The organism is Pseudogracilibacillus amylolyticus (SeqCode), from assembly GCF_051918545.1.
GTDB lineage: Bacteria > Bacillota > Bacilli > Bacillales > Amphibacillaceae > Pseudogracilibacillus.
In genome coordinates this window covers 1-20899 of sequence record NZ_JBPPZG010000048.1, presented here as the reverse complement: position 1 = coordinate 20899, position 20899 = coordinate 1, and the positions used below count along the sequence as shown (strand labels likewise).

19 protein-coding genes are annotated in these 20899 nt (G+C 34.2%); 7 read left to right on the top strand and 12 right to left on the bottom strand.

Features of this window, described 5'->3' with window-relative positions; all coding sequences use genetic code 11:
- Positions 1–170: 170 nt before the first annotated feature.
- The gene (locus tag ACPYKA_RS07595) at positions 171–1886 is read right to left on the bottom strand and encodes an ABC transporter ATP-binding protein (protein WP_479541745.1); all 1716 of its coding nucleotides are present in this window, start codon (positions 1884–1886) and stop codon (positions 171–173) included.
- Between the two features lie 1405 nt (positions 1887–3291).
- On the opposite strand from ACPYKA_RS07595, the gene ACPYKA_RS07590 reads away from it, so the two are divergent.
- Both ACPYKA_RS07590 and ACPYKA_RS07585 read left to right on the top strand, forming a co-directional pair.
- A complete protein-coding gene (locus ACPYKA_RS07590) occupies positions 3292–4131 on the top strand; it encodes a hypothetical protein (protein WP_479541744.1) in 840 nt (279 codons plus the stop codon).
- 387 nt (positions 4132–4518) lie between these two features.
- On the top strand, positions 4519–5238 hold the full coding sequence (locus ACPYKA_RS07585) for a PmeII family type II restriction endonuclease (RefSeq protein ID WP_479541743.1): 720 nt from the start codon (positions 4519–4521) through the stop codon (positions 5236–5238).
- A 32-nt stretch (positions 5239–5270) separates the two neighbouring features.
- Here the strand turns inward: ACPYKA_RS07585 and ACPYKA_RS07580 are convergent, their stop codons facing one another.
- Positions 5271–6602 carry a DNA cytosine methyltransferase gene (locus tag ACPYKA_RS07580; RefSeq protein WP_479541742.1) on the bottom strand — a complete coding sequence of 444 codons (1332 nt, stop codon included), beginning with the start codon at positions 6600–6602 and terminating at the stop codon, positions 5271–5273.
- Between the two features lie 103 nt (positions 6603–6705).
- On the bottom strand, positions 6706–6918 hold the full coding sequence (locus ACPYKA_RS07575) for a hypothetical protein (RefSeq protein ID WP_479541741.1): 213 nt from the start codon (positions 6916–6918) through the stop codon (positions 6706–6708).
- Between the two features lie 101 nt (positions 6919–7019).
- Here ACPYKA_RS07575 and ACPYKA_RS07570 point away from each other — a divergent pair, with 101 nt between their 5' ends.
- Positions 7020–7235, top strand: a complete 216-nt coding sequence (locus tag ACPYKA_RS07570; RefSeq protein WP_479541740.1) for a helix-turn-helix domain-containing protein — start codon at positions 7020–7022, stop codon at positions 7233–7235.
- 201 nt (positions 7236–7436) lie between these two features.
- Positions 7437–8939, top strand: coding sequence for an AbgT family transporter (locus ACPYKA_RS07565; protein ID WP_479541747.1), 1503 nt, complete (start codon positions 7437–7439; stop codon positions 8937–8939).
- A gap of 91 nt (positions 8940–9030) precedes the next feature.
- Here the strand turns inward: ACPYKA_RS07565 and ACPYKA_RS07560 are convergent, their stop codons facing one another.
- A complete protein-coding gene (locus ACPYKA_RS07560) occupies positions 9031–9204 on the bottom strand; it encodes a YfhD family protein (protein WP_479541739.1) in 174 nt (57 codons plus the stop codon).
- Positions 9205–9349: 145 nt separating this feature from the next.
- Between ACPYKA_RS07560 and ACPYKA_RS07555 the strand changes: the two genes are divergently transcribed.
- On the top strand, positions 9350–10933 hold the full coding sequence (locus tag ACPYKA_RS07555; protein WP_479541738.1) for an acyl-CoA synthetase: 1584 nt from the start codon (positions 9350–9352) through the stop codon (positions 10931–10933).
- A 328-nt stretch (positions 10934–11261) separates the two neighbouring features.
- On the opposite strand, the gene ACPYKA_RS07550 is transcribed toward ACPYKA_RS07555, so the two are convergent.
- The 3 genes from ACPYKA_RS07550 to ACPYKA_RS07540 form a co-directional block, all read right to left on the bottom strand.
- Positions 11262–11648, bottom strand: a complete 387-nt coding sequence (locus ACPYKA_RS07550; protein ID WP_479541737.1) for a rhodanese-like domain-containing protein — start codon at positions 11646–11648, stop codon at positions 11262–11264.
- A gap of 36 nt (positions 11649–11684) precedes the next feature.
- Positions 11685–12218: a helix-turn-helix domain-containing protein gene (locus ACPYKA_RS07545; RefSeq protein WP_479541746.1), complete on the bottom strand. Its 534-nt coding sequence runs from the start codon at positions 12216–12218 to the stop codon at positions 11685–11687.
- 154 nt (positions 12219–12372) lie between these two features.
- Positions 12373–13395: a hydroxymethylglutaryl-CoA lyase gene (locus ACPYKA_RS07540; protein ID WP_479541736.1), complete on the bottom strand. Its 1023-nt coding sequence runs from the start codon at positions 13393–13395 to the stop codon at positions 12373–12375.
- 239 nt (positions 13396–13634) lie between these two features.
- On the opposite strand from ACPYKA_RS07540, the gene ACPYKA_RS07535 reads away from it, so the two are divergent.
- Both ACPYKA_RS07535 and ACPYKA_RS07530 read left to right on the top strand, forming a co-directional pair.
- Positions 13635–14198 (top strand): O-acetyl-ADP-ribose deacetylase, encoded by a 564-nt coding sequence (locus tag ACPYKA_RS07535; protein WP_479541735.1) that lies wholly within the window; start codon positions 13635–13637, stop codon positions 14196–14198.
- 11 nt (positions 14199–14209) lie between these two features.
- A complete protein-coding gene (locus ACPYKA_RS07530) occupies positions 14210–14755 on the top strand; it encodes a GNAT family N-acetyltransferase (protein WP_479541734.1) in 546 nt (181 codons plus the stop codon).
- Positions 14756–15515: 760 nt separating this feature from the next.
- On the opposite strand, the gene ACPYKA_RS07525 is transcribed toward ACPYKA_RS07530, so the two are convergent.
- The 5 genes from ACPYKA_RS07525 to ACPYKA_RS07505 form a co-directional block, all read right to left on the bottom strand.
- On the bottom strand, positions 15516–16700 hold the full coding sequence (locus tag ACPYKA_RS07525; RefSeq protein ID WP_479541733.1) for a S1C family serine protease: 1185 nt from the start codon (positions 16698–16700) through the stop codon (positions 15516–15518).
- A gap of 94 nt (positions 16701–16794) precedes the next feature.
- On the bottom strand, positions 16795–17580 hold the full coding sequence (locus ACPYKA_RS07520; protein WP_479541732.1) for an MBL fold metallo-hydrolase: 786 nt from the start codon (positions 17578–17580) through the stop codon (positions 16795–16797).
- A 9-nt stretch (positions 17581–17589) separates the two neighbouring features.
- Positions 17590–18504: a two-component system regulatory protein YycI gene (locus tag ACPYKA_RS07515; RefSeq protein ID WP_479541731.1), complete on the bottom strand. Its 915-nt coding sequence runs from the start codon at positions 18502–18504 to the stop codon at positions 17590–17592.
- Positions 18505–18506: 2 nt separating this feature from the next.
- Positions 18507–19805, bottom strand: a complete 1299-nt coding sequence (locus tag ACPYKA_RS07510; RefSeq protein ID WP_479541730.1) for a YycH family regulatory protein — start codon at positions 19803–19805, stop codon at positions 18507–18509.
- On the bottom strand, positions 19802–20899 hold a 1098-nt coding region (locus tag ACPYKA_RS07505; RefSeq protein ID WP_479541729.1), incomplete at its 5' end, for an ATP-binding protein. The genes ACPYKA_RS07505 and ACPYKA_RS07510, both read right to left, overlap by 4 nt.

The following is a 20899-nucleotide window of genomic DNA, read 5'->3' as shown; positions in this document are numbered from 1 at the left end:
GTTATAAGATCTTTTGAAAAAAAGATAATCATGACACCAATATGATAGATTTCCCGCCTATCCTTACTAATCTTTTTCACACTCCTTTAATGACTATTATACATCTGTGTTTCTAAGCTTTCGTGGTATTTTATAATCGGCTCTCTTTATTGAATGATTCTAAAATCGTGCTACCTTAGCTGAATCTCATGAAGATGGGCAAATATACCACCTTGATCAATTAATTCTTCGTGATTTCCTTCTTCTTTGATCCCATCTTTTGTAACAACCATAATTCGATCAGCATGTTTAATTGTCGCTAACCGGTGAGCGATGATTAATGTAGTCCGATTTTTTGACAAATTCATTAATGCTTCTTGAATGATCGCCTCAGTTTCTGTATCAAGCGCAGACGTCGCTTCATCCAAAATTAAAATAGAAGGATCTTTTAAAAACATGCGCGCGATCGCAATCCGCTGTTTTTGACCTCCTGATAATTTCAAGCCACGTTCTCCTACTTGTGTTTCATAGCCATCCGGCAGTTCGGCAATAAATTCTTCCATATGTGCTAGTTTTGCCGCTTCTTCAATTTCTTCATCGGTCGCGTCTAGCTTTCCATAAGCGATATTTTCACGCAGAGTTCCAGTAAATAAGAAAACATCTTGTTGAACAATGCCAATTTGTTTCCGAAGTGATCGCATTGTCATATCTCTTATGTCTATTCCATCGATTGTTATCGCGCCTTTTTGTACGTCATAAAACCGTGGAATTAATGAACAAATCGTTGTTTTACCTGCACCTGAAGGACCAACAAATGCAATTGTTTCACCTGGCTTAATATTAAAACTCATTCCTTTTAATACCGGCTCCTGCGATTTGTCATACGTAAATGTCACATCATTAAATGAAATATCTCCCTTTAAATGTGTAACATTTTTCGCACCTTTTCTATCCTTTACATCAGGATTTATTTCCAGTAAATCGATAAAACGGCGAAATCCCGCCATTCCTTTTGGATATAATTCAAGTAATGCACTTATTTTTTCAATTGGCTTAAATAGAACATTTACATATAAGACAAAGGCGACTAGTTCCCCGTACGTTAGCTTATTATTAAAGCTTAACCAAGCACCAACAATTAAAACGACTAGTGTAATGAACCGCATTAACATATAAATATTGGAATGAACGAACGCCATCACTTTATATGCGCCTAATTTTGACTTACGAAATAATTGATTATTTTCGTTAAAACGATCCATTTCATATGTTTCATTTGTAAAAGATTGCACAACACGCGCTCCAGAAACCGCATCTTCAATTCGAGCATTAACCCCGGCAATATCTTCATACATCGAACGCCAAGCTTTACTCATTTTAATATTACTGTACGTCATGAAAAAGATGAGGATTGGAACGATAAACAAAATGATGAGCGCAAGTTGTACATTGATCGTAATCATTATCCAAAAAGCACCAATAAACGTCATAACAGCAATGAATAAATCTTCTGGACCATGGTGAGCAAGCTCGCCAATTTCGAATAAGTCATTTGTAATCCGACTCATAATATGACCCGTCTTTGTATTGTCAAAAAAACGAAATGATTGTTTCTGTACATGGTGAAAAAGGTCTTCTCGCATATCCGTTTCAATATTTAGACCTAGCTTATGCCCCCAATAGGTAACGACATATTGTAGAAATGTACTTAATAAATAAATGAAAAACAACCCAATACTTACCTTCACAATAAGATCCCAATTATTACCCGGTAATAAATCATCGATAAACCATTGAACTGCCACCGGAAAAGCAAGTTCCAACATAGCTACAATAACAGCACTTGTAAAATCTATAATAAATAACCGTTTATGCGGTTTGTAATAAGAAAAAAAACGCCGAATCATCGTGACACCCCTTTTTAAAACTGTTCTCTTGATTATAGTTTTTAAAGCAAGGAATGGCAAAGAATTTTTATTAATCATAGATTGTGATATTGTGTATTTTTCTGAATTAAGGTTATAATGCAGACAAATATATAAGTAATGGGAAGAATCTAAAAAGATTACGTGAGAACTGCGTGACTTTTCAAGTTCTTTTTTTTGAAGAGAAAAATTAATGACTCAACTTTCGCACCAATAGAGTGAGTGCTAACAGATACTCGAATTGATAGTTGAAAGTTTACTTTTCGGCAGCTATTAGCCCTTAATGCGAAGTGGCAGCTGATTGATGCGGAGTCGTGTGCCCAACATGCTGAGTGACGAAAAATGATGCGGTGTCGCGCGCCCAACATGCTGAGTGGCAGAAAATGATGCAGTGTAACGCGCCCAACATGCTGAATGCCGGTCGATCAGGGTAAAGATATTTAGCAGATACAGTTAGCTACTCTCCTAGCTTATGTTGGCTTTTAGAAACTTTTTACTTACCATCAATTCAACAGAATTAACGAATACAATATCTAGCAATCTACAAAAGTTAGGGCTTAAAAAGAAAATAATACGCATTTATAAGTGTGTTTTTTGTTTTGCAGAAAAAAGGAGGAGTTTGACAATTAATTCCAGAAGTCTATCTATAAGGTCTGAAATAATGGAGGATAATAAAAAATCCCTATATCTAAAGTAGTTGCTGAAATCCAACAAGAAAATCTAAAACTGAAACAAGAGAAAATTACTAATATTAACTTATTCTTGAATACAACTCACATTTATACTAACTAAATTTTACCCTTATTAATTAAATTAAACGGAATCAAAATCTCTCATTTTTTCCATATCTAGTAAATTATGATAAGATTTATTTGATCTTAAAACTTTTGGGGAGAGTTAAAAATTATGAGAGCAATTGTTATAACAATGATTACATGTTATTTAGTTGTATTTATATTTGGCAACTTTATATCTAATATTATATTTTCTTCAGGAGGTGATGTAACACAGTCTTACATAAATCCAATATATCTCGGTATTATTTTCTTAAGTGGATTGATAGTTGGTTGCACTCTTTACATTGTAGAACAAATTAAAAAAAAATAGGGGGAATCGGAACATTCCCTTGGTAAGACACTACCTATAGCTATTTTCCCAAAGACAGCTCAGCATCGTAAACAAATTTGCATGACCATGGGGCTATCGCGCTTACGCTTGCTTCCTTCTAATGAGCTTTTACCTTGCTTCGCAAGCTAACGCTCATATCGAAGCTACGCCCCCCAATATCAAATAAAGCGTAAGAAATTATTTAATTTTCAAGGAACAAAAGATTCTTTTAAAAACCTAAAAAATTAGGTCTAAACATAATATACAAGGAGGAATTATCATGAATAAAATGTTAACTATCTTATTTTTATTAGCTGTCATATTATTAACACCAAATATTATTTTAGCAGAAGAAAAAAACGACGGAAATACAGTTACAATAAATGAATATGAAATGTTGAAAGAACTCTCCAAAAAAGACAATTCAACCCTCAAATTAAACGGATATAATCAAACAGAATTAAACATAATAAAAAACATCGAAGAAGAGTACCCAAAACATTTAAAAAAATATAAAGATTTACCGAAAGAAGACCTAAAAAAAATGGGATATACTGATGACCAAATAAAACTACTAAGAAATTATAAAGGGACAGAGAAAGAAACAATACTACTTGCAGCAACGCTTCACTCCAAATTAACAAATCGTGGTATTGAATACTCGAACACTGAAGATAAAACAAATGCTAAGTTTAGATATAGATTTGATTGGCATGGTGTTCCTCTGATTAAAAGACAAGATATTGTAGCTCTCACTTGGAATGATTGGAATCTAATAAAAAGCGAAGAATTTGCTTTAAGATATCATCATGTTGATAACCCACAACGTTGGAGGGCAGGACCCCCAGCAACTTTTCTTGAAAATGATGGTCCTAGTACATTTGGAGCCGGCTACAAATTTGATATGGCTGTAGATAATAATTATTGGTATGCCAGAACTGGAGTCTTTGACTTTGAAGTATATAATCACGGTAAGAAAAACCTATCTGTCTATGCCGAATACGGTCACACTACTTATGCTATAAAACCTACATTTTCTATACCTGGCTTCTTATCAATTGAATTTTCAAATGGAGTAGATACTGCAGACTCAACACGTCTCGACGTAGAAGTACCATAAATAAATTATTACTTTAAAAAACTATCTTTTTATAAAAAGATAGTTTTTTAGTATTCAACGAACAAAACTTAACTTTTTTATAATCCAAAATACTGATATAAATTATTTTCAAAATTTTATAGAACAATAAGAGAGGATAAAAGAAAAGCGAAGGGTGACGAGGAATTCTTAGCCTCATTTTTTTTACTAGGAGGTTTGTTGTGTTCGATTTGTAAGATTATTGATCGCATTTCTTGAGCAAAGCTTTTTAATTTATATTGTTTTTCATATTATTCCATCTCCTAAATCACTTAATTTACAACTCTATGATATAAATAGGATAAATTGATAGTGCATGCAAATAATGATACGATGAATAAAAGACGATAAAAGTAAAGAGGTTTTATTATGAGCAAAGAAAAACTAAATCAAGAAGAACTTGATCAAATTATTGCAAAATTTAAGCGCTTTTTCAAAAACGAAATTGTAAAAAACCATATTAAAAACACTGAAAAACTAGTATCATTGAAAGAATTTAATTTAAACCCATTTTTAGATGTTTATAAAGCTGTTTATTTAACCGGTAAAAGCGATGCCAAAAGTATCGCAAAGGCGTTAGTATATCCGCGAGTTTTAGGTACATCTATAAATACAAGTTTTGGCCAACAGCTCCAAAAATATTGTAGTGAAATTTTAGACGGTTTTGCTTCTACTACTTCCGGTATTGATATTGAATTCATTGATAAACTCGACGGAAGAAGAAAATATTGTCAAATTAAAGCAGGTCCAAATACGATTAATCATGATGATATCAGTACTATTAAAGGTCATTTCAATGGCGTACGAAATCTTGCACGTACTAATAACCTGCACATTGGTTTAAACGACCTTATCGTTGGTGTATTCTACGGAATCCCAGAACAATTAAGTGCACACTATAAAGTAATCAACAAAGACCATCCCGTTATTATAGGGCAAGAATTTTGGCATCGTCTAACTGGCCATAAAGATTTCTATCACTCATTAGGTGAATCAATGGGAGAAATTGCCTTAGAATTTGATTCATCTGATCTCGTTAATGAAGTAATAGATACTTTAGCCAAAGAAATTGAAACAAGCATCTTGTAACTAAAAAAGTCCTTAAAAAGAAAAGGACTTTTTTAGTTTAATTTATTTAAAGTATTTATAATTGATAGTCCGATTGCTTTTGCCATATTTACTGGAACAGCATTTCCAATTTGTTTATAAGCCTGTGAGGTCGAGCAATCAAACTTCCATTCATCAGGAAAACTCTGAATTCGTGCATATTCCCTTACAGTAAAAGGACGGGTTTCATCGGGATGACATCTTTCCGTTTGTTTCTGCGCGGGAGAACAAGTAAGTGTAAGTGAAGGCTCATCCCATGAAAGCCTTCTAGCCATACCAGTTCTGCCGCCACCAGAATAATAGCTTTTACCCATATAATCTTTAGCTATATCATCCGGAAGATCTCTCCAGTACCCACCAGGAGGAACAAGTTCAAGCACTTTTCTTTTTGTTTCAGGGTATTTTGCACCATCTGATTGTGGAACATCTTTTAAAATATCCTTTAAAGTTAAATGATAACCATAAGGTTTGGGAAACAAATAATCTAAATCATTATTTTCTCTGTATAAGTCTTTTCTTATACCGACAATAACAATTCGTTCCCTTTTCTGGGCTACATCATAATCAAGAGCTTTAAGTATTTTCCATTTAACATTATAACCCGCTTCAGAAAATACATCTAACATAACTTTTAGAGTTTTACCGCCGTCGTGATTAACTAATCCTCTAACATTTTCCGCTAAAAACATTTTTGGTTGAAGATCATTTAAAAGTTTTGCATAATTATAGAATAATGTTCCACGAACATCATTTAATCCGCCCTTCTTTCCTGCATAGCTAAATGCTTGGCAAGGGTAACCTCCCGACAAAAGATCTAACTCACCGATCTTTGGTACTTCAAGATATTGGTCTATTCCATCTTCGGTTAATTTGACAATATCATCTTCAATAACATGCCAATTAGGTCTATTCTTTCTTAACGTATCGCAGGCATACTTATCAACTTCTACCAACCCAACCGTTTCAAAGCCTGCTTGTTCAAGCCCTAGTGCCAATCCACCAGCTCCCGCGAACAATTCTAAAACTGTATATGTAGATTTTGGTTCAATACCTCTAACTTCGACAAATTCCGTATTGTTACTTGATTTTCTAATCAGAGGTTCATGTGCGGCATCCTTTTTTTCGATATCAAAATCAAACTCTAGTTGTTCTGTTATGTTATCAATTTTGACATCTAATGTTTCACATAACTTCATAGCATTGGCTTTTATTGGATTATAATTTTCCGAAAGTAACATAGACAGTTGACTTTCACTTATCTCTAATTGATTAGCAAGTTCTTTTTGTGTTTTTATGCCCTTTTTAACCATGTATTCTCTTACTTTCTCTTTACTAATCATATACATCTTAAATAACCCCTTAAAAATGTAGGTATTTTTTTAACTTGTTAATGGGTATTATAAACGTATGTTCTCGTGTTGTCAAATGTCGAATCTATGATTGTAACTATTAATCCTCCTTCCTTGCTTCTCTAATTTCATTTAACAGACTTTCATATTCAAAATTCAATGACTCAATAACATCTAATAGATCTATAACTGCATCGTTTCTAGTGTAAACTTCCTTATCCATTAAATTCATAGATATATGAATAATTTTCTGTTCGACTTCTAATACAGCTAATTTCTGAATTACTCTTCCCATAATATAATTCATATCCATCTTTTCAACCCTCCTTAATATTTTGTACCTAAAAGCGTACACTATTAACTGCATTATACTGTACCCTTATAAGTACAGTCAATAGTTTGGAGTGGATAAATTTGAGAAAAGTTAAATTACAACTTAACGAACTAATGTATCAATATGGACTATCCGTTACTCAATTACATATTAAAACGGGTATTAGGCGAGCAACACTAAGTGAACTAGCAAATGGCAAGAGACAACGAATTCAATTTGAACACTTGGAGAAAATAGTAAATGCTTTGGATATAGATGATATGAACAAACTTTTAAAAATTGAAAAAGTTGATTAAATATTTTACCTCTATTTATTTATAATAGAGGTTATTTTTATATAGACATATTATTTTGAAGAGAGAGATAATTACTACTTTTGTTCAAACTATTTAAATTTAGTTTAATTTCTCCTATAATAGGAAGTTGGTTATTTTATAATTTTTTTATACTTTAGAAAAGTATCTTAGGAGGGACAAAATAAAGTGAAGAAAAAGGGCATGCTGCAACGTTCTTTAGATGGGATAGAAACAGTCGGTAATAAACTGCCACATCCTGTCACATTATTTGCAATTTTGGCGTTGTTAGTAGTGATTTTATCAGCAATTGTTTCTTCATTTGGAATAAGTGTCGAACACCCCGGAAATAAAGGGGAGATTGTTGAAGTTAAAAACTTATTAAGCACAGAAGGAATTCAATATATATTCACATCAATTACCGATAACTTTATCGGATTTGCACCACTTGGAATTGTACTAGTAACAATGCTTGGAATAGGTATTGCCGAAAGTACAGGACTAATTAGTGCACTATTACGTGGATTTGTTTTATTTATTCCAAAGCAGCTTATTACAGCGGGACTTGTTTTTGCTGGTATTATGTCAAGTGTTGCATCAGACGCGGGATATGTTGTTTTACCACCACTCGGAGCAGTAATTTTTGCCGGGTTAGGTAGGCATCCTCTCGCAGGACTAGCCGCTGCATTTGCTGGGGTTTCAGGAGGTTTTAGTGCGAACTTAATCATCACTTCTTTAGACCCATTATTAGCTGGAATGACAATCGATGCAGCAAAAATTATTGATCCTGCCTATGCAGAAACGATGAACGTTGCAATGAACTATTATTTTATCATTGTATCTGTCTTTTTATTAACGATCGTTGGTGCATGGGTAACAGATCGAATAGTAGAACCGAGACTTGGCGAGTATAATGGGATATATCGTGAGAAGCTGGAAGGATTAAAAACAATTGAAAAGAAAGGTCTAATTTGGTCGATCGCTTCTGTTGTAATCACATTAATCATTATCTCGTTGTTCGTCTTACCACCGAATGCACCGCTTCGAGGGGAAAATGGAGCGATTATTCAATCTCCATTCATGGACTCTTTAGTACCAATTATTGCATTATTATTTTTTGTACCAGGTCTTGTATATGGAAAGGTTACAAAAGAGATTAGAAATGATAAAGACGTGGCTGATCAGTTAGCCAAAACGATGGGGACTATGGGAATGTTTATTGTTTTGGCGTTTACCGCCGGACAATTCGTCGCCTTTTTTTCCGAAAGTAATATGGGGCTTGCCGTTGGTGTTTATGGAGCTAACTTTTTAGAAAAAATTAATTTAACAGGTATTCCGCTTCTATTAGCATTTATCTTAGTATCGGCTGTTATCAATTTATTTATCGGAAGTGCGTCCGCAAAATGGGCAATGATGGCACCAATATTTGTACCAATCATGATGCAATTAGGTTATTCACCTGAAGTAACTCAAATGGCTTATCGTATTGCCGATTCGTCAACAAATATTATTACTCCATTAATGACCTATTTTGCGCTAATCATTGCATTTGCACAAAAATACGATAAAAAGATGGGAATAGGAACATTAATATCCGTTATGATTCCTTATTCATTATTCTTCCTTGTATCATGGACAATTTTACTTATTGTTTGGATTTTATTAGGTATCGATTTAGGTCCTGGCTCACCAATTTACTATCCATAAGATATTTGGAACCCTTCTAATTTTAAGTAGAAGGGTTTTTCTTTTTCTTAGGATTTGGTACAGTTTAAATTACACAATAGTAACTTTGCTATTAATCTTCTTTCACTCGACGGTCCGCTGCACGAGCTCTTCTAATTGCTTCTTCATCATCTTCATCTGCTATTTCATGAGAGAACTTCACATCGATATTTTCCGTAATTTGATTTTTTGGTGTTTGCGCAAAACGATTTCTCCCTTTTGGCTTATTATGTTCATCTCTGCCCATTATTTCCACCTCTTTTTTTAAAGTAATGATAGTTTGTGTATATTTAACAATTTCATGTGACAGAGTAATCGAATCTAAAAATAGCATTGTTATTACTAAAATTCTGAAATATACTAATAATAAGTAAATTTTGTGGAGGGATACTATGAAAAACATTCATCACGATCAATCTGCAACCTTGATAAAACGTGCACGGAGAAATACGCTAGGAGATCTATTGACAAGAACGGCCGCGCGATACCCGGACAAACTTGCTTTTACATACAAAAATCGTAGCGTGACTTATTTGGAATTATACCATTTGGTCAACCAAACCGCCCACGGCTTAATGAAAGAGGGTATTAAAAAAGGAGACAAATTGGCACTACTTTCCAAAAATAACTTAGACTTTGTCATTATTAATTTTGCAGTAGCTAAAATTGGAGCTGTATTAATCCCCATAAATTATATGTTAACGGAAAAAGATATTGGCTATATTTTAAATCATGCTGAAGTGGATGGTTTATTTGCAACAACTGAATATGCGGAAACACTTGATCAATCCGCTAAAGGGGCGACGATAAAACATCGATATTTATTAGAAACAATAAGTGCAGAATCTACTAGAGATGGCTGGATCGCATTATCTAAAATTCAATATAACCAGGAAATAACACCAGTTGAAGTGGATATTAACGATGATGATCTCGCCCACATTTTATATACAAGTGGTACAGAATCTTCGCCAAAAGGAGTAATGCTTTCGCATAAAAGTATTATTAGTGAATACGTAAGTAGTGTAGTCGATGGGCAAATGAGTAGTCATGACATTCTTGTTCATGCACTTCCTTTTTACCACAGTGCCCAGCTGCATGTCTTTTTAGGGCCAAGCATCTATATTGGTGCAACTGGAATTATCCTTGAAGAAGCGAATCCGGCAATCATTATGGAGACGATTGAAAAACATAAAGCTTCGCAATTATTTGCACCACCGACCGTATGGATTGCGATGCTCCGTCATCCCGATTTCGACAATTTCCAATTAAATACTTTGGAAAAATGTTATTACGGAGCAGCAATTATGCCCCGGGAAATATTAAGAGAATTATCAAGAAGATTGCCGAATTCTCGGTTTTGGAATTTCTACGGTCAAACAGAAGTTGCACCACTTGCTACAGCCTTACAACCGGAAGATCAGTTACGAAAACTTGGATCTGCAGGCAAACCAACCTTACATGTCGAAACGAAAATTGTCGATGAAAATGGCTTTGAAGTACCTAGAGGGGAAATAGGTGAAATTGTACACCGAACACCACATGCAATGCTCGGATATTTAAATGATCCCGAAAAAACGTTGGAAGCTTTTAAACATGGTTGGTTTCATAGTGGTGATCTTGGCGTTATGGATGAAGAAGGGTATATTACAATTGTTGATCGAAAAAAAGATATTATTAATACTGGAGGAATTAGTGTTTCAAGCAGGGAAGTAGAAGAAGTAATCTATCAGCTGAAAGAAGTAGCAGAAGTTGCCGTAATTGGTATTAAAGATGATTACTGGATTGAAGCGATTACCGCCATAGTTGTTTTAAAAGAAAATATGTCTTTAACAGAAGAAGCTATCATTGAATTTTGTAAACAACATTTATCGACATTTAAATCTCCGAAATTCGTATACTTTACAGACGCTTTACCAAAGAATCCAAGTGGGAAAGTATTAAAAAAGGATTTACGAAATATCTATGAAAAATAAAAGTGGATATTCGTATCCTAAGACGAACGAAGGAAAGGAAGTCTGAAATTACTATTATAATGTCCAACCCTCATACGTAGTGGAATCTGTTGATAAGCTTTTCATCAATTCTTGTACCGTTATTTTCTCTATGGACTATTCTCCTAACTGTCATGGCTTTAAGCCTCCGCAACACAGGACGTACTTGTGTCGGAGGCTGAACTGAGGCCTTAATGTCAGCTGAATATATTTATTATTGTATAATTTTTCAACAATAACAACAAAAAACCGAACTAATAAAAATTTAAAATCTAGTTCGGTTTTCTCTATCTTTTTTCCTTGTTTCTTTTTATGATCGATCAATATGAATTGGTTCCCATGTACTTAACCCACCTTGTACATTTGCCAAATTCTTAAAACCTCTTCTTTTTAGTCGTTTACAAGCTTCATTCCCTTTTGCGCCCGTTTGGCAAATGACGACCGTTTTCTTATCCTTCGATAATCTTTTGGCTTGTTTACGAATTTCTCTAAGAGGAATGTTCTCAAAACCATATATATGAAATTGATTGTACTTAACAGGTGGACGTACATCGATAAATTGAATGGATTCGTCTTTTAATTGTTCGCGCAAATCATTTACTGTAATTTGGGCAACACCACGACCTGGCAAAATTTTTATTAAGACAAGAGTGGCAAAAATAATCGAAGCAAAAAATTTAATCATATCTAATGACATTTGACGTCCCTCCTTTAAAAAATTCATATAAACAAATTAGTCATTCGTTTCGATAAATAAGGTTAAAACCTCTGCACCTTCATTATCGACTGGTATAAATAAATGAGGTTTAGTGCCATTAAAATAGGCCGTATCTCCTTGTTTCATGAAATGTGTACTACCATTATAAAAAAGTTCTATTGCCCCTTTTAATATATAAATAAATTCATCTTGTGTATGTGTATATGCATCTTCTCTTAAATTAATATTTTTTGGGGTAACATGAACAATTGTCGGTTCAACACCTGTGAATCTAGATCGATTAGCTAGTAATTCATATGAATAACCCATATGTTCATCACCAACTTTTGATTGCCTTTCAGATTTAAATAACAACACTAGATCTTGTTCCGGATTATCCTCTAATAACCAAGATAATGGCACATCTAATACTTTTGAAATTTTTGATAATGTAGCTATCGCAGAAGAAGTTTGCCCATTTTCTATTTTAGACAAGAGGCTTTTGGAGATATTGCACTCATCCGCTATTTGTTGTTGCGTTTTTTTTTGTCGTAAACGTAATTGTTTAATTTTTTTCCCTAAATTATCAAGATTGATGATAATTCTCCCCTTTCAAACTTCTCTGTCCTAATTTTATCATAAAAAATAGGTTCCATGTAGAGATGTGTGGCGTATTAAAAAATCATCATTCTTATCATAAAGATAAAAATGATGATTTTTTATTTTACTCCTTACTCCGAAGCTTATCATATTGATTTTTTAAGAAAAAGTAAATAATCTCCCTTTTTCGTGGTGGAGACTCCATTATTTTCTTGTCGCTCGCTTGTACGAACTCATTCCTTTTTTTCGTTTGACTGTCTATATAGGAGAGTGCTCTACTCGGCAGTTGTTTATCTAATTTATCTTGGATAAAAAATGCCGCTTGTTCTAATTTCTTTTCGTCAATTCCCGTATTTATGCCTAACCCATGTAATAAATACAGTAGATCATTCGTTGCCACATTTCCCGCAGCTCCTGGGGCATATGGACAACCACCAAGCCCACCGACGGATGAGTCGAAACGATTAATTCCATAATCCATAGAGGTAACAATGTTTGCTATTGCCATTCCTCTAGTATCGTGAAAATGCATGATAATATCTTTGTTTGGAAAACGATATAATACTGCTTCTAATAATTCCTCGACTTGCGAAGGGACTGCTGTGCCTATTGTATCACCTAATGAAAGATCATCTACTCCAAGTTCAAATAATCGGTCACAAACGCGAAGCACATTATCTGTATTTATTTTCCCTTCAAAAGGACAATCAAAAACAGTAGAAATATATCCGGTAACCCGTTTTCCCTCCTGTTTTGCTCCATCAATTACCTTTTTTAAAACAGGATACGTTTCAGCAATGGATTTATTAATGTTTTTTCGATTATGCGTCTCACTTGCCGACATGAAAACCGATGCCATATCAATGCCAGCTTCTAAAGCGTGTTCAAGGCCTTTTTCATTTGGAACAAGCGCAGAATACGTTACATCAGGATTACGAGTTATTCTTTTGCCAACTTCACGAGCATCTTTTAATGCGGGAACCCACTTTGGATGAACAAATGATGAAAACTCAATTTCTTTTATACCAGACTCTGAAAGCATGTTAATCCATTCCACTTTATCATCTGTAGAAACCCATTCTTTTTCATTTTGCAATCCATCTCTTGGCCCGACTTCTTTGATGAACACATTATTTGGTCTACGCATATAATTCTCTCCTTTATTAAAACGCTTTCAGCACCACCATTAAAAAACATTAAACCTAAGTTTCATTTCATTCAACATTGTTGAATTAACTATACAATATGAACCCGTTATTTGTCAACCCAGTCTTTTCCACCAACCCTTACAACTATTAACACTAGTACATTATTTCAACTACTGTTTTTACAATAATCTGAAAACCTTTCGCATTATATAGTATAATAAATACGAGGGGGTATTGAATGTTATATACAATTAATGAAAACACCATACAAATTAGTTTAGGTGATATTACAAAGCAATTTGAAGATGTAATTGTCAATGCCGCAAACGGATCGCTATTAGGCGGTAGTGGAGTAGATGGAGCCATTCATAAGGCTGCAGGCCCTGAACTTCAGAGAGCTTGCAAAAGTATACGAAAAAATGAATTAAATGGTGAATACCTTCAAACTGGCGAAGCAGTGATTACTAAGGGGTATAATTTGCCCGCAAAATATGTTATCCACACGGTTGGACCCATTTGGGATAAAAATCTAAAAGATATACAGGAAAGACAATTGGGCAACTGTTACCGTAATGCTCTCAATCTTGCTACACAACATGGTTTAAAAAGTATCGTATTTCCATCGATATCAACTGGTGCTTATGGATACCCTATTGAGTTGGCTTCATCCATTGCTTTAGAAACTGTATTGGAATTTTTAAAGAAGAATGATTTTGGTAAAGTAATCTTTGTTTTGTTTTCGGAAATGGACTATAAAATTTATGAAAGAAAAATAAAAAGTCTTGTAAGTAATATTAATTGAGGTGTGTATTTTTGTTTAAATTAACTGTTGATGATCATATTAAATTGCGTATGTTATCTGCCCGTGATGCGAAAGCCTTATACAAACTAACTTGCGACTCAAGAGAATATTTAAAAAAATGGCTACCATGGTTAGATCAAATTCAATCTGATTCTGATACGATGACGTTTATTAAAAATTCTTTTCTAATATATAATAATCGACAAGGAATAACAGCAGGTGTTTTTGTTAAGGATCAATTAGTCGGTGTTGTTAGTTTTAATAAGTTGGATTTCACAAATAGAATTGGAACGATCGGGTATTGGTTAGGGCAAGAATATCAAGGAAAGGGTCTGATGACAAAGTCTGTTGCTGCGTTAATTTCCTACGGGTTCATTGAATTATCATTGAATCGAATCGAAGTGCGTGCAGCGAGTGAAAATAAGGCAAGCTGTGCCATTGCTGAGAGGCTAGGTTTTAAAAAAGAAGGTCGTCTCCGGGAAGCGGAATGGCTTTATGATCATTATGTTGACCATATAGTTTACGGATTATTAAAAAAAGATTGGCATGAAAAATGAACTGAAAATAACTTGTGGACAACTTCTTAATAAAACAAATTCTTCTTATGCACATGTTTATTCACATATGCACAGATCAGCACATATATATTGATATTATTCGACATTTTTCTCTATATACCACCGACAAGGAAACAATCGTTCCACAGGTTTGTCCACAGATTGTGTATAACTGTTAATATTTGTGCGTAACTATAAATTATTAATTGTAAAAATATTAGGAATCTCAACCGCTCAACATCAAAAAGACCCGTTGCTTTTCTATAACATCCATAAGCTGTGGAGTAGTTGTAAATTAATAAGCTAGATGCTTTCCGCTCTAGGAAAAACGAAGTCACAAAGCTAAATACCGCTACGGAAATATACTACGCTTTCCGTGGGCGGCTGTTGAGCCATCCTCGTCGCTTTGCTCCTGCGTTGTCTCATCTAGGCCTATCCTCCCACAGGAGTCTCCGTATATTTACTCCGCTGGGATTGCGTTGAGAGTGTAAATTATCACTAATTATGGTGGTTGTTTGGAGCGTAGAACCGTTGACTCCTGCGGGAACAGCACGTGTCTGAAGACTCTGCAGGAAGCGGTTTTTGCTTCCGGAAGAGGCTGAGGCCGTGCCCGCGGAAAGCAACTGTCCGCAGTGGAAATCAACGGTTTACCAACTAGGTTTACAATTTTTTTACTACTGCACAGTATCCTTCAACTCATCAATTCCACGATTTAAATACAAAAAACGCTACTCAACCTAATATGAGTAGCGTTCGCTTATTATTTCTGTTCGCCTAGCTTAACAGTTGTCTCAAATCGTTCTCCATCACGATAATAAACAATATCTGCTTTCTCCCCAATTTTTAACTCTTGGTACAACGTTTTTCGTAAATCTAAAATATTTAAAACTGGTTTTCCGGCAAATTCCGTTATGACATCAAGTCGATCAAGGCCAGCTTGATCTGCTGGAGATAATGGTTCAATACTCCAAATATAAACTCCACCTTCAACAGAGTCAGGTAATTTCAACGTATTTTTCCATTCTACTTTTGGTACTTCCTCTAATGAGTATATTTCCACTCCTAAGTAGGGTCTAGTTACTGTTCCAGTTTTCTCAAGTTCCTCTATAATAGGTCGTGCTGTATCTATTGGAATTGCAAAACCAATTCCTTGAGCGATGTTTTGACTAATTTTCATGGAGTTAATTCCAATAAGTTGACCATCTATATTAATTAATGCTCCACCACTATTTCCCGGATTAATTGCAGCATCAGTTTGAATTACTTCAGCTTGCCAATCAGGTCGTCCATCTTGATTAAAATCTTGAGGGATAGTTCTCTGTTTCCCACTAATAATACCTTGGGTTACAGAACCTGCAAACATATGTCCCAACGGGTTTCCAATTGCAATTGCCGGTTCTCCTACCTTTAAGTTTTCTGAAGAGCCCATTTCTATCATAGTATCAATATTATCAGCTTTTACACGTAAAACGGCAAGATCTGTAAATAAGTCACTACCTAGTAATTCAGCTTCCAAATTAGTATCATCTTTTAATACTACTTCAAGTATATCCGCTCCTTCAACAACGTGATGATTCGTCACAATATAAGCATAACCGTCATCTTTTTTGTAAATGACACCTGAACCGGTACCTGCTTCACTTGCTTCACCTTGTTGCCAAAAATCTGCACGTTGTTGAATATTAGTTACACCAACAACAGCTGGAGATACATTTTCTACGACATCTGTTATTTGTGTGGATACATCTACATTGATATGTTCACGAATTCCGTCTTCAGTAGTAACAGTCCCTTGTTCATCATCATTATTTAATACTGCATTTTTCCCTGTAAAGTTTGGATAAATAACTAACATAAGTAAGATCCCCACTCCAAGGCCAATAATGATAGGAAGTAACCAACCTCCCCATTTTTTATTCGCCGGTTTATCATTATAATAACCCATAGTAACAACTCCCTTTGCCGAGTTAAAATATGTAAAATACCTTTCATTATTATATCATTTAAACCTATATTTTATTTAGACATTTTATTTACATTTAAACTACTTCATATAAAGCTGTTGGATTTTCTGGGTCTGTATCAAATAATTGAACATCTACATCGCGCTCTTTCAACACTTGGTCAACGGACATTCTCGCTAATTCTTTCATGTTATTATCTTTACTCAAATGAGCTAAATATACTCTCTTAGTTTTATCTTTAATAACTTCACTGAGTGCAAGGCCACAGTCTTCGTTAGAAACATGTCCAGAATCTCCCAAAATTCTTCGCTTCACATTCCAAGGATATCGACCCATTTGTAACATACTAATATCATGATTTGCTTCAAAAATATAAGCATCCGCATTTTCAACCGTCTTTTTTATTTTCTCAGAAACATAACCTAAGTCTGTGACAAGTGAAACTTTTCTACCTTCACAATGAAAATTAAAAAACATTGGATCGGCTGCGTCATGTGAAACAGAAAACGATTCTACATCGATATTTCCAAATGTTTTCACACTATTAGCTTCGAAATGAAAACATTGATCAGGACTTATTTTACCAATGTTTTTTTTCATTGCTTTCCATGTGAGGTCGTTTGCATAAATTGGCAAATTATACTTCCTAGCTAATATCCCTAAACCTTTAATATGATCACTATGCTCATGTGTCACTAAAATACCATTTAATTTAGTAGGGTCAATGTCAATCTGCTTAAATAGCTGATCCATTTTTTTACCACTTAAACCAACATCAACAAGGAGTCTTGTCTCATGAGACTCCAAATAAAACGCATTACCTGTACTGCCAGAAGCAAGTACACTAAAGCGCATAGTCATTTTCTATATTCACCCCGATATCTTTTCTAATCGCTCTTTTAAATCTTCTATCATTTTCCCCGGGTAAGTATTGTCGTCCCAAGATACTTGAACTTTGTCAATTGCCGATTGTATCACTTCTTCTAGAAATTCCTGCTCTTCTGTCGAAAAGATAAACCCTTCAATCGCATTTACAAAATAATCTTTTTCTTCATTTACCTTCACTTTCCAAATTGGGGCAAAAACTTGTACGCCTGTCTCAAAGGGAACTCTTGTATGAAATCCAATCTTAACATCTGTAATATCATCACCTGATTTTAATTCACTTGCACCATATAAAGTTTCAATTGCTCGAATAGGTTTAATTAATTTCCACTTTTCCGCAATTGGCTCCGTTTCCCCAAGCATTGTTTGAATATAAAATGTAATCTCATTATCATCATTTAAAAATAATAGGACAAGCCCGTTTTGATTATAGTAAACGGGACGATCCATCTTTTTTTGGAAAAATATTAAGACATTTAGCTCTTTATTCCAGTTCCAAAACGAATATTCTTCAGGATAATAAACGATGCTATTAAAAATTTCGGTAACTTTGTCACTTTTGATGTCTTCTTTAATTTTAATCGGATCATCTAACATAGACAAGAGTAAATACTTATTAACTATATATGTGTCTTGAAATTCACTTCGATTAAAACTACTTAATTCATCTTTACGAAACATTTGTTGCTGGACAGAAATAAATGCCTCTTCATATTCTTGTTCAGGTAAATCTTGAAAAGTAATTTCTTCAGCTTTTAACTGTTCCTCGATTGTTGATGACTGTTGTTCAAGTACTCCAATGTCGGCTTGATCTTTTTTATCTAAAAATTGCATAAAAAGGTAAATATCCAAAATTAGAAAGCTGAGGATTAATAATGTCTTTATCTGGCCCCAATGCATTGTTAATCCCCTCCCTCAAAATGTAAATCTTGTTGGTTATCGAGTAAATTTAACTTCACCCATTCACCTTTATATAATATAAACCAATTTGGTTCTAACATTAAACTATGAGCTTCATCTAAAAAAGTTAAGGAATATCCTACTTGAATATCTTGAATGTTCTCTATCTCCATTTGTTCATCATTTACAAGATAATTACTGACCTCTTGCCCTGATGGCAACTCAACATCTCTTGAATTTAGTAGATTACCTAGTATTATAAGTGGTCTTGAATACAAATATAAATCTTGTTCCCGCCACTCTTGTTCAATCGTACTTAAGGAATGATTATCAAATATAGGATAACCTTCATAATAAAGCCGAAATTGAATATTGTTTTTTGGCTTGTTTATCTTTTCAAATAAGAATTCATTCGTCCAACCTTTATGTTCATTTATATTATTTATACTTTTATCAAGCAACTCCATCGAATCTAACATATTATAAGAAGATTGAATTGGATTAATATACTCTAATTTACGTCCATCATGCTCAATTCTCATTCCTCGTTGGCCATCCGTAAAATAAGCTTCTTTTGTGTTTGGCTTTACAAGAGACGGGTTACTAAATAATGCATTAATAAAAGAACTAGGCTCAATTTTACTACCTATCAACGTCTTACTTGATGACTTTACACGTTCTTTAGGAAGATAGATTGGGTGATCATTTTTTCCAAAACTAATATATTCTTCTAATTTTTCTTCATTATCCATATAGGATAATAACTCATTATACACGTCTGATTTTTCTATTTTTGCAGTGATTTCTTTTCTTTGATCCACAGATGGTATTAATAATTCTAGTTTATCTTGTCCTTCATCAACAACTAAAAACACCCGATCAAACGACCAGTTGGGCGGTTCAAATTCATCATGGAATGTAAATAAACTCATAAGTAGTTCAGCCGGTATAGCGCTTGGAAAAATTAATTCAACATAATTTTTCTTGTCATCCGGCCTTCCATCTGAATTTGTCACCCGATAATCGTACAACATCCAAGAGGCAATGTTTTTATAAAATAACAGTTGATCATTCGGATTGATAAAACCTGTAGCTTTCTGATCGTCCCGAAAAATAACTTCTGTTGGAATTATCAAATCATTTTTTGTTAATTCAATTCCCCCAACATCTACTTCATTCACATAGCTAGCATCATAATAGTCTTCGTAATTGGGCCGATAGCTCCATATGATAAATGACAATAGAAAACTAATTCCTACGAGAACAACTAAAATAAATGTCTTTACTGTTTCATATTTCATGCCTCTCGCCTCCGCCTCTCATTAATAAGCGGTAGAGTAAAGTATATAGTTGTTCCTTTACCCTCAATACTGTTAACCCAAATCCTTCCATAATGTGCCTCAACTAGTTCTCTAGTAATTGCTAAACCTAGTCCCGTTCCTCCAAGTTTTCTAGTTCTCGCTTTATCTACTCGATAAAAACGATCAAATATTTTATCTAGCTTATCATATTCAATTCCAATTCCTTCATCTTTGACGCTTATAACAATTTGTCTTATTTGCAACTGAACTTTGCACGTGATTTTCCCACCATCTGGAGAATACTTTACTGCGTTGGAAATAATATTATCAAGTATTTGTGTCATTTGATCTTTATCAATCCAAACAAAATAGGATGCATTAGGAATTTCACGTACGAATGTTATATTTCCGTCTTTTTCATTCATTTCAAATCGATCAATTATTTTATGGAAATAAGGTACAAAGTCTACATTCTCCCGGTTCAAGGTGAGTTCTTTACTATCCATTCGGGACAATTGTAATAAACTATTTACCATCCGAATCATGCGCTCTGTTTCATTTCGAGTCACTTCCAAAAACTTCGGTGCAATGTTTGTATCTTTCCATGCTCCATCTGTTAAAGCTTCAATATAACTTCTTAACGTCGTTAACGGGGTTCTTAATTCATGAGATACATTCGATACAAACTCTCTTCTTTCCTGTTCAACTCTTTCTTCTTCCGTAACGTCACTTAACACGGCAATCAGACCACTCGTTTGTTTCTGATCTTGATGATGATCCGCTATTACTGAGAAGTTTGCGCGTACTAAAAATACTTCCTCACCTTCACTAAGATCAAGAACGATCGATCCACTTTGTTGCAATTCAATGATATCTTCCACTTTTTCATCAAGGGAGAGAAGTTCCAATAGGTCTTTACTTATTAAACTATTAGGATTTTCATTAAAAAAACGACCCGCCGCTTCGTTAATTAGTGTTATTTCTCCTTTACTATCCGTAGCAATAACACCTTCAGTCATATTTTCCAAGACGGAACTTAATTTTTTTTGTTCCTTTTCTATTGTCGCCATGGAATGTTTTAGTCGATCATTTAA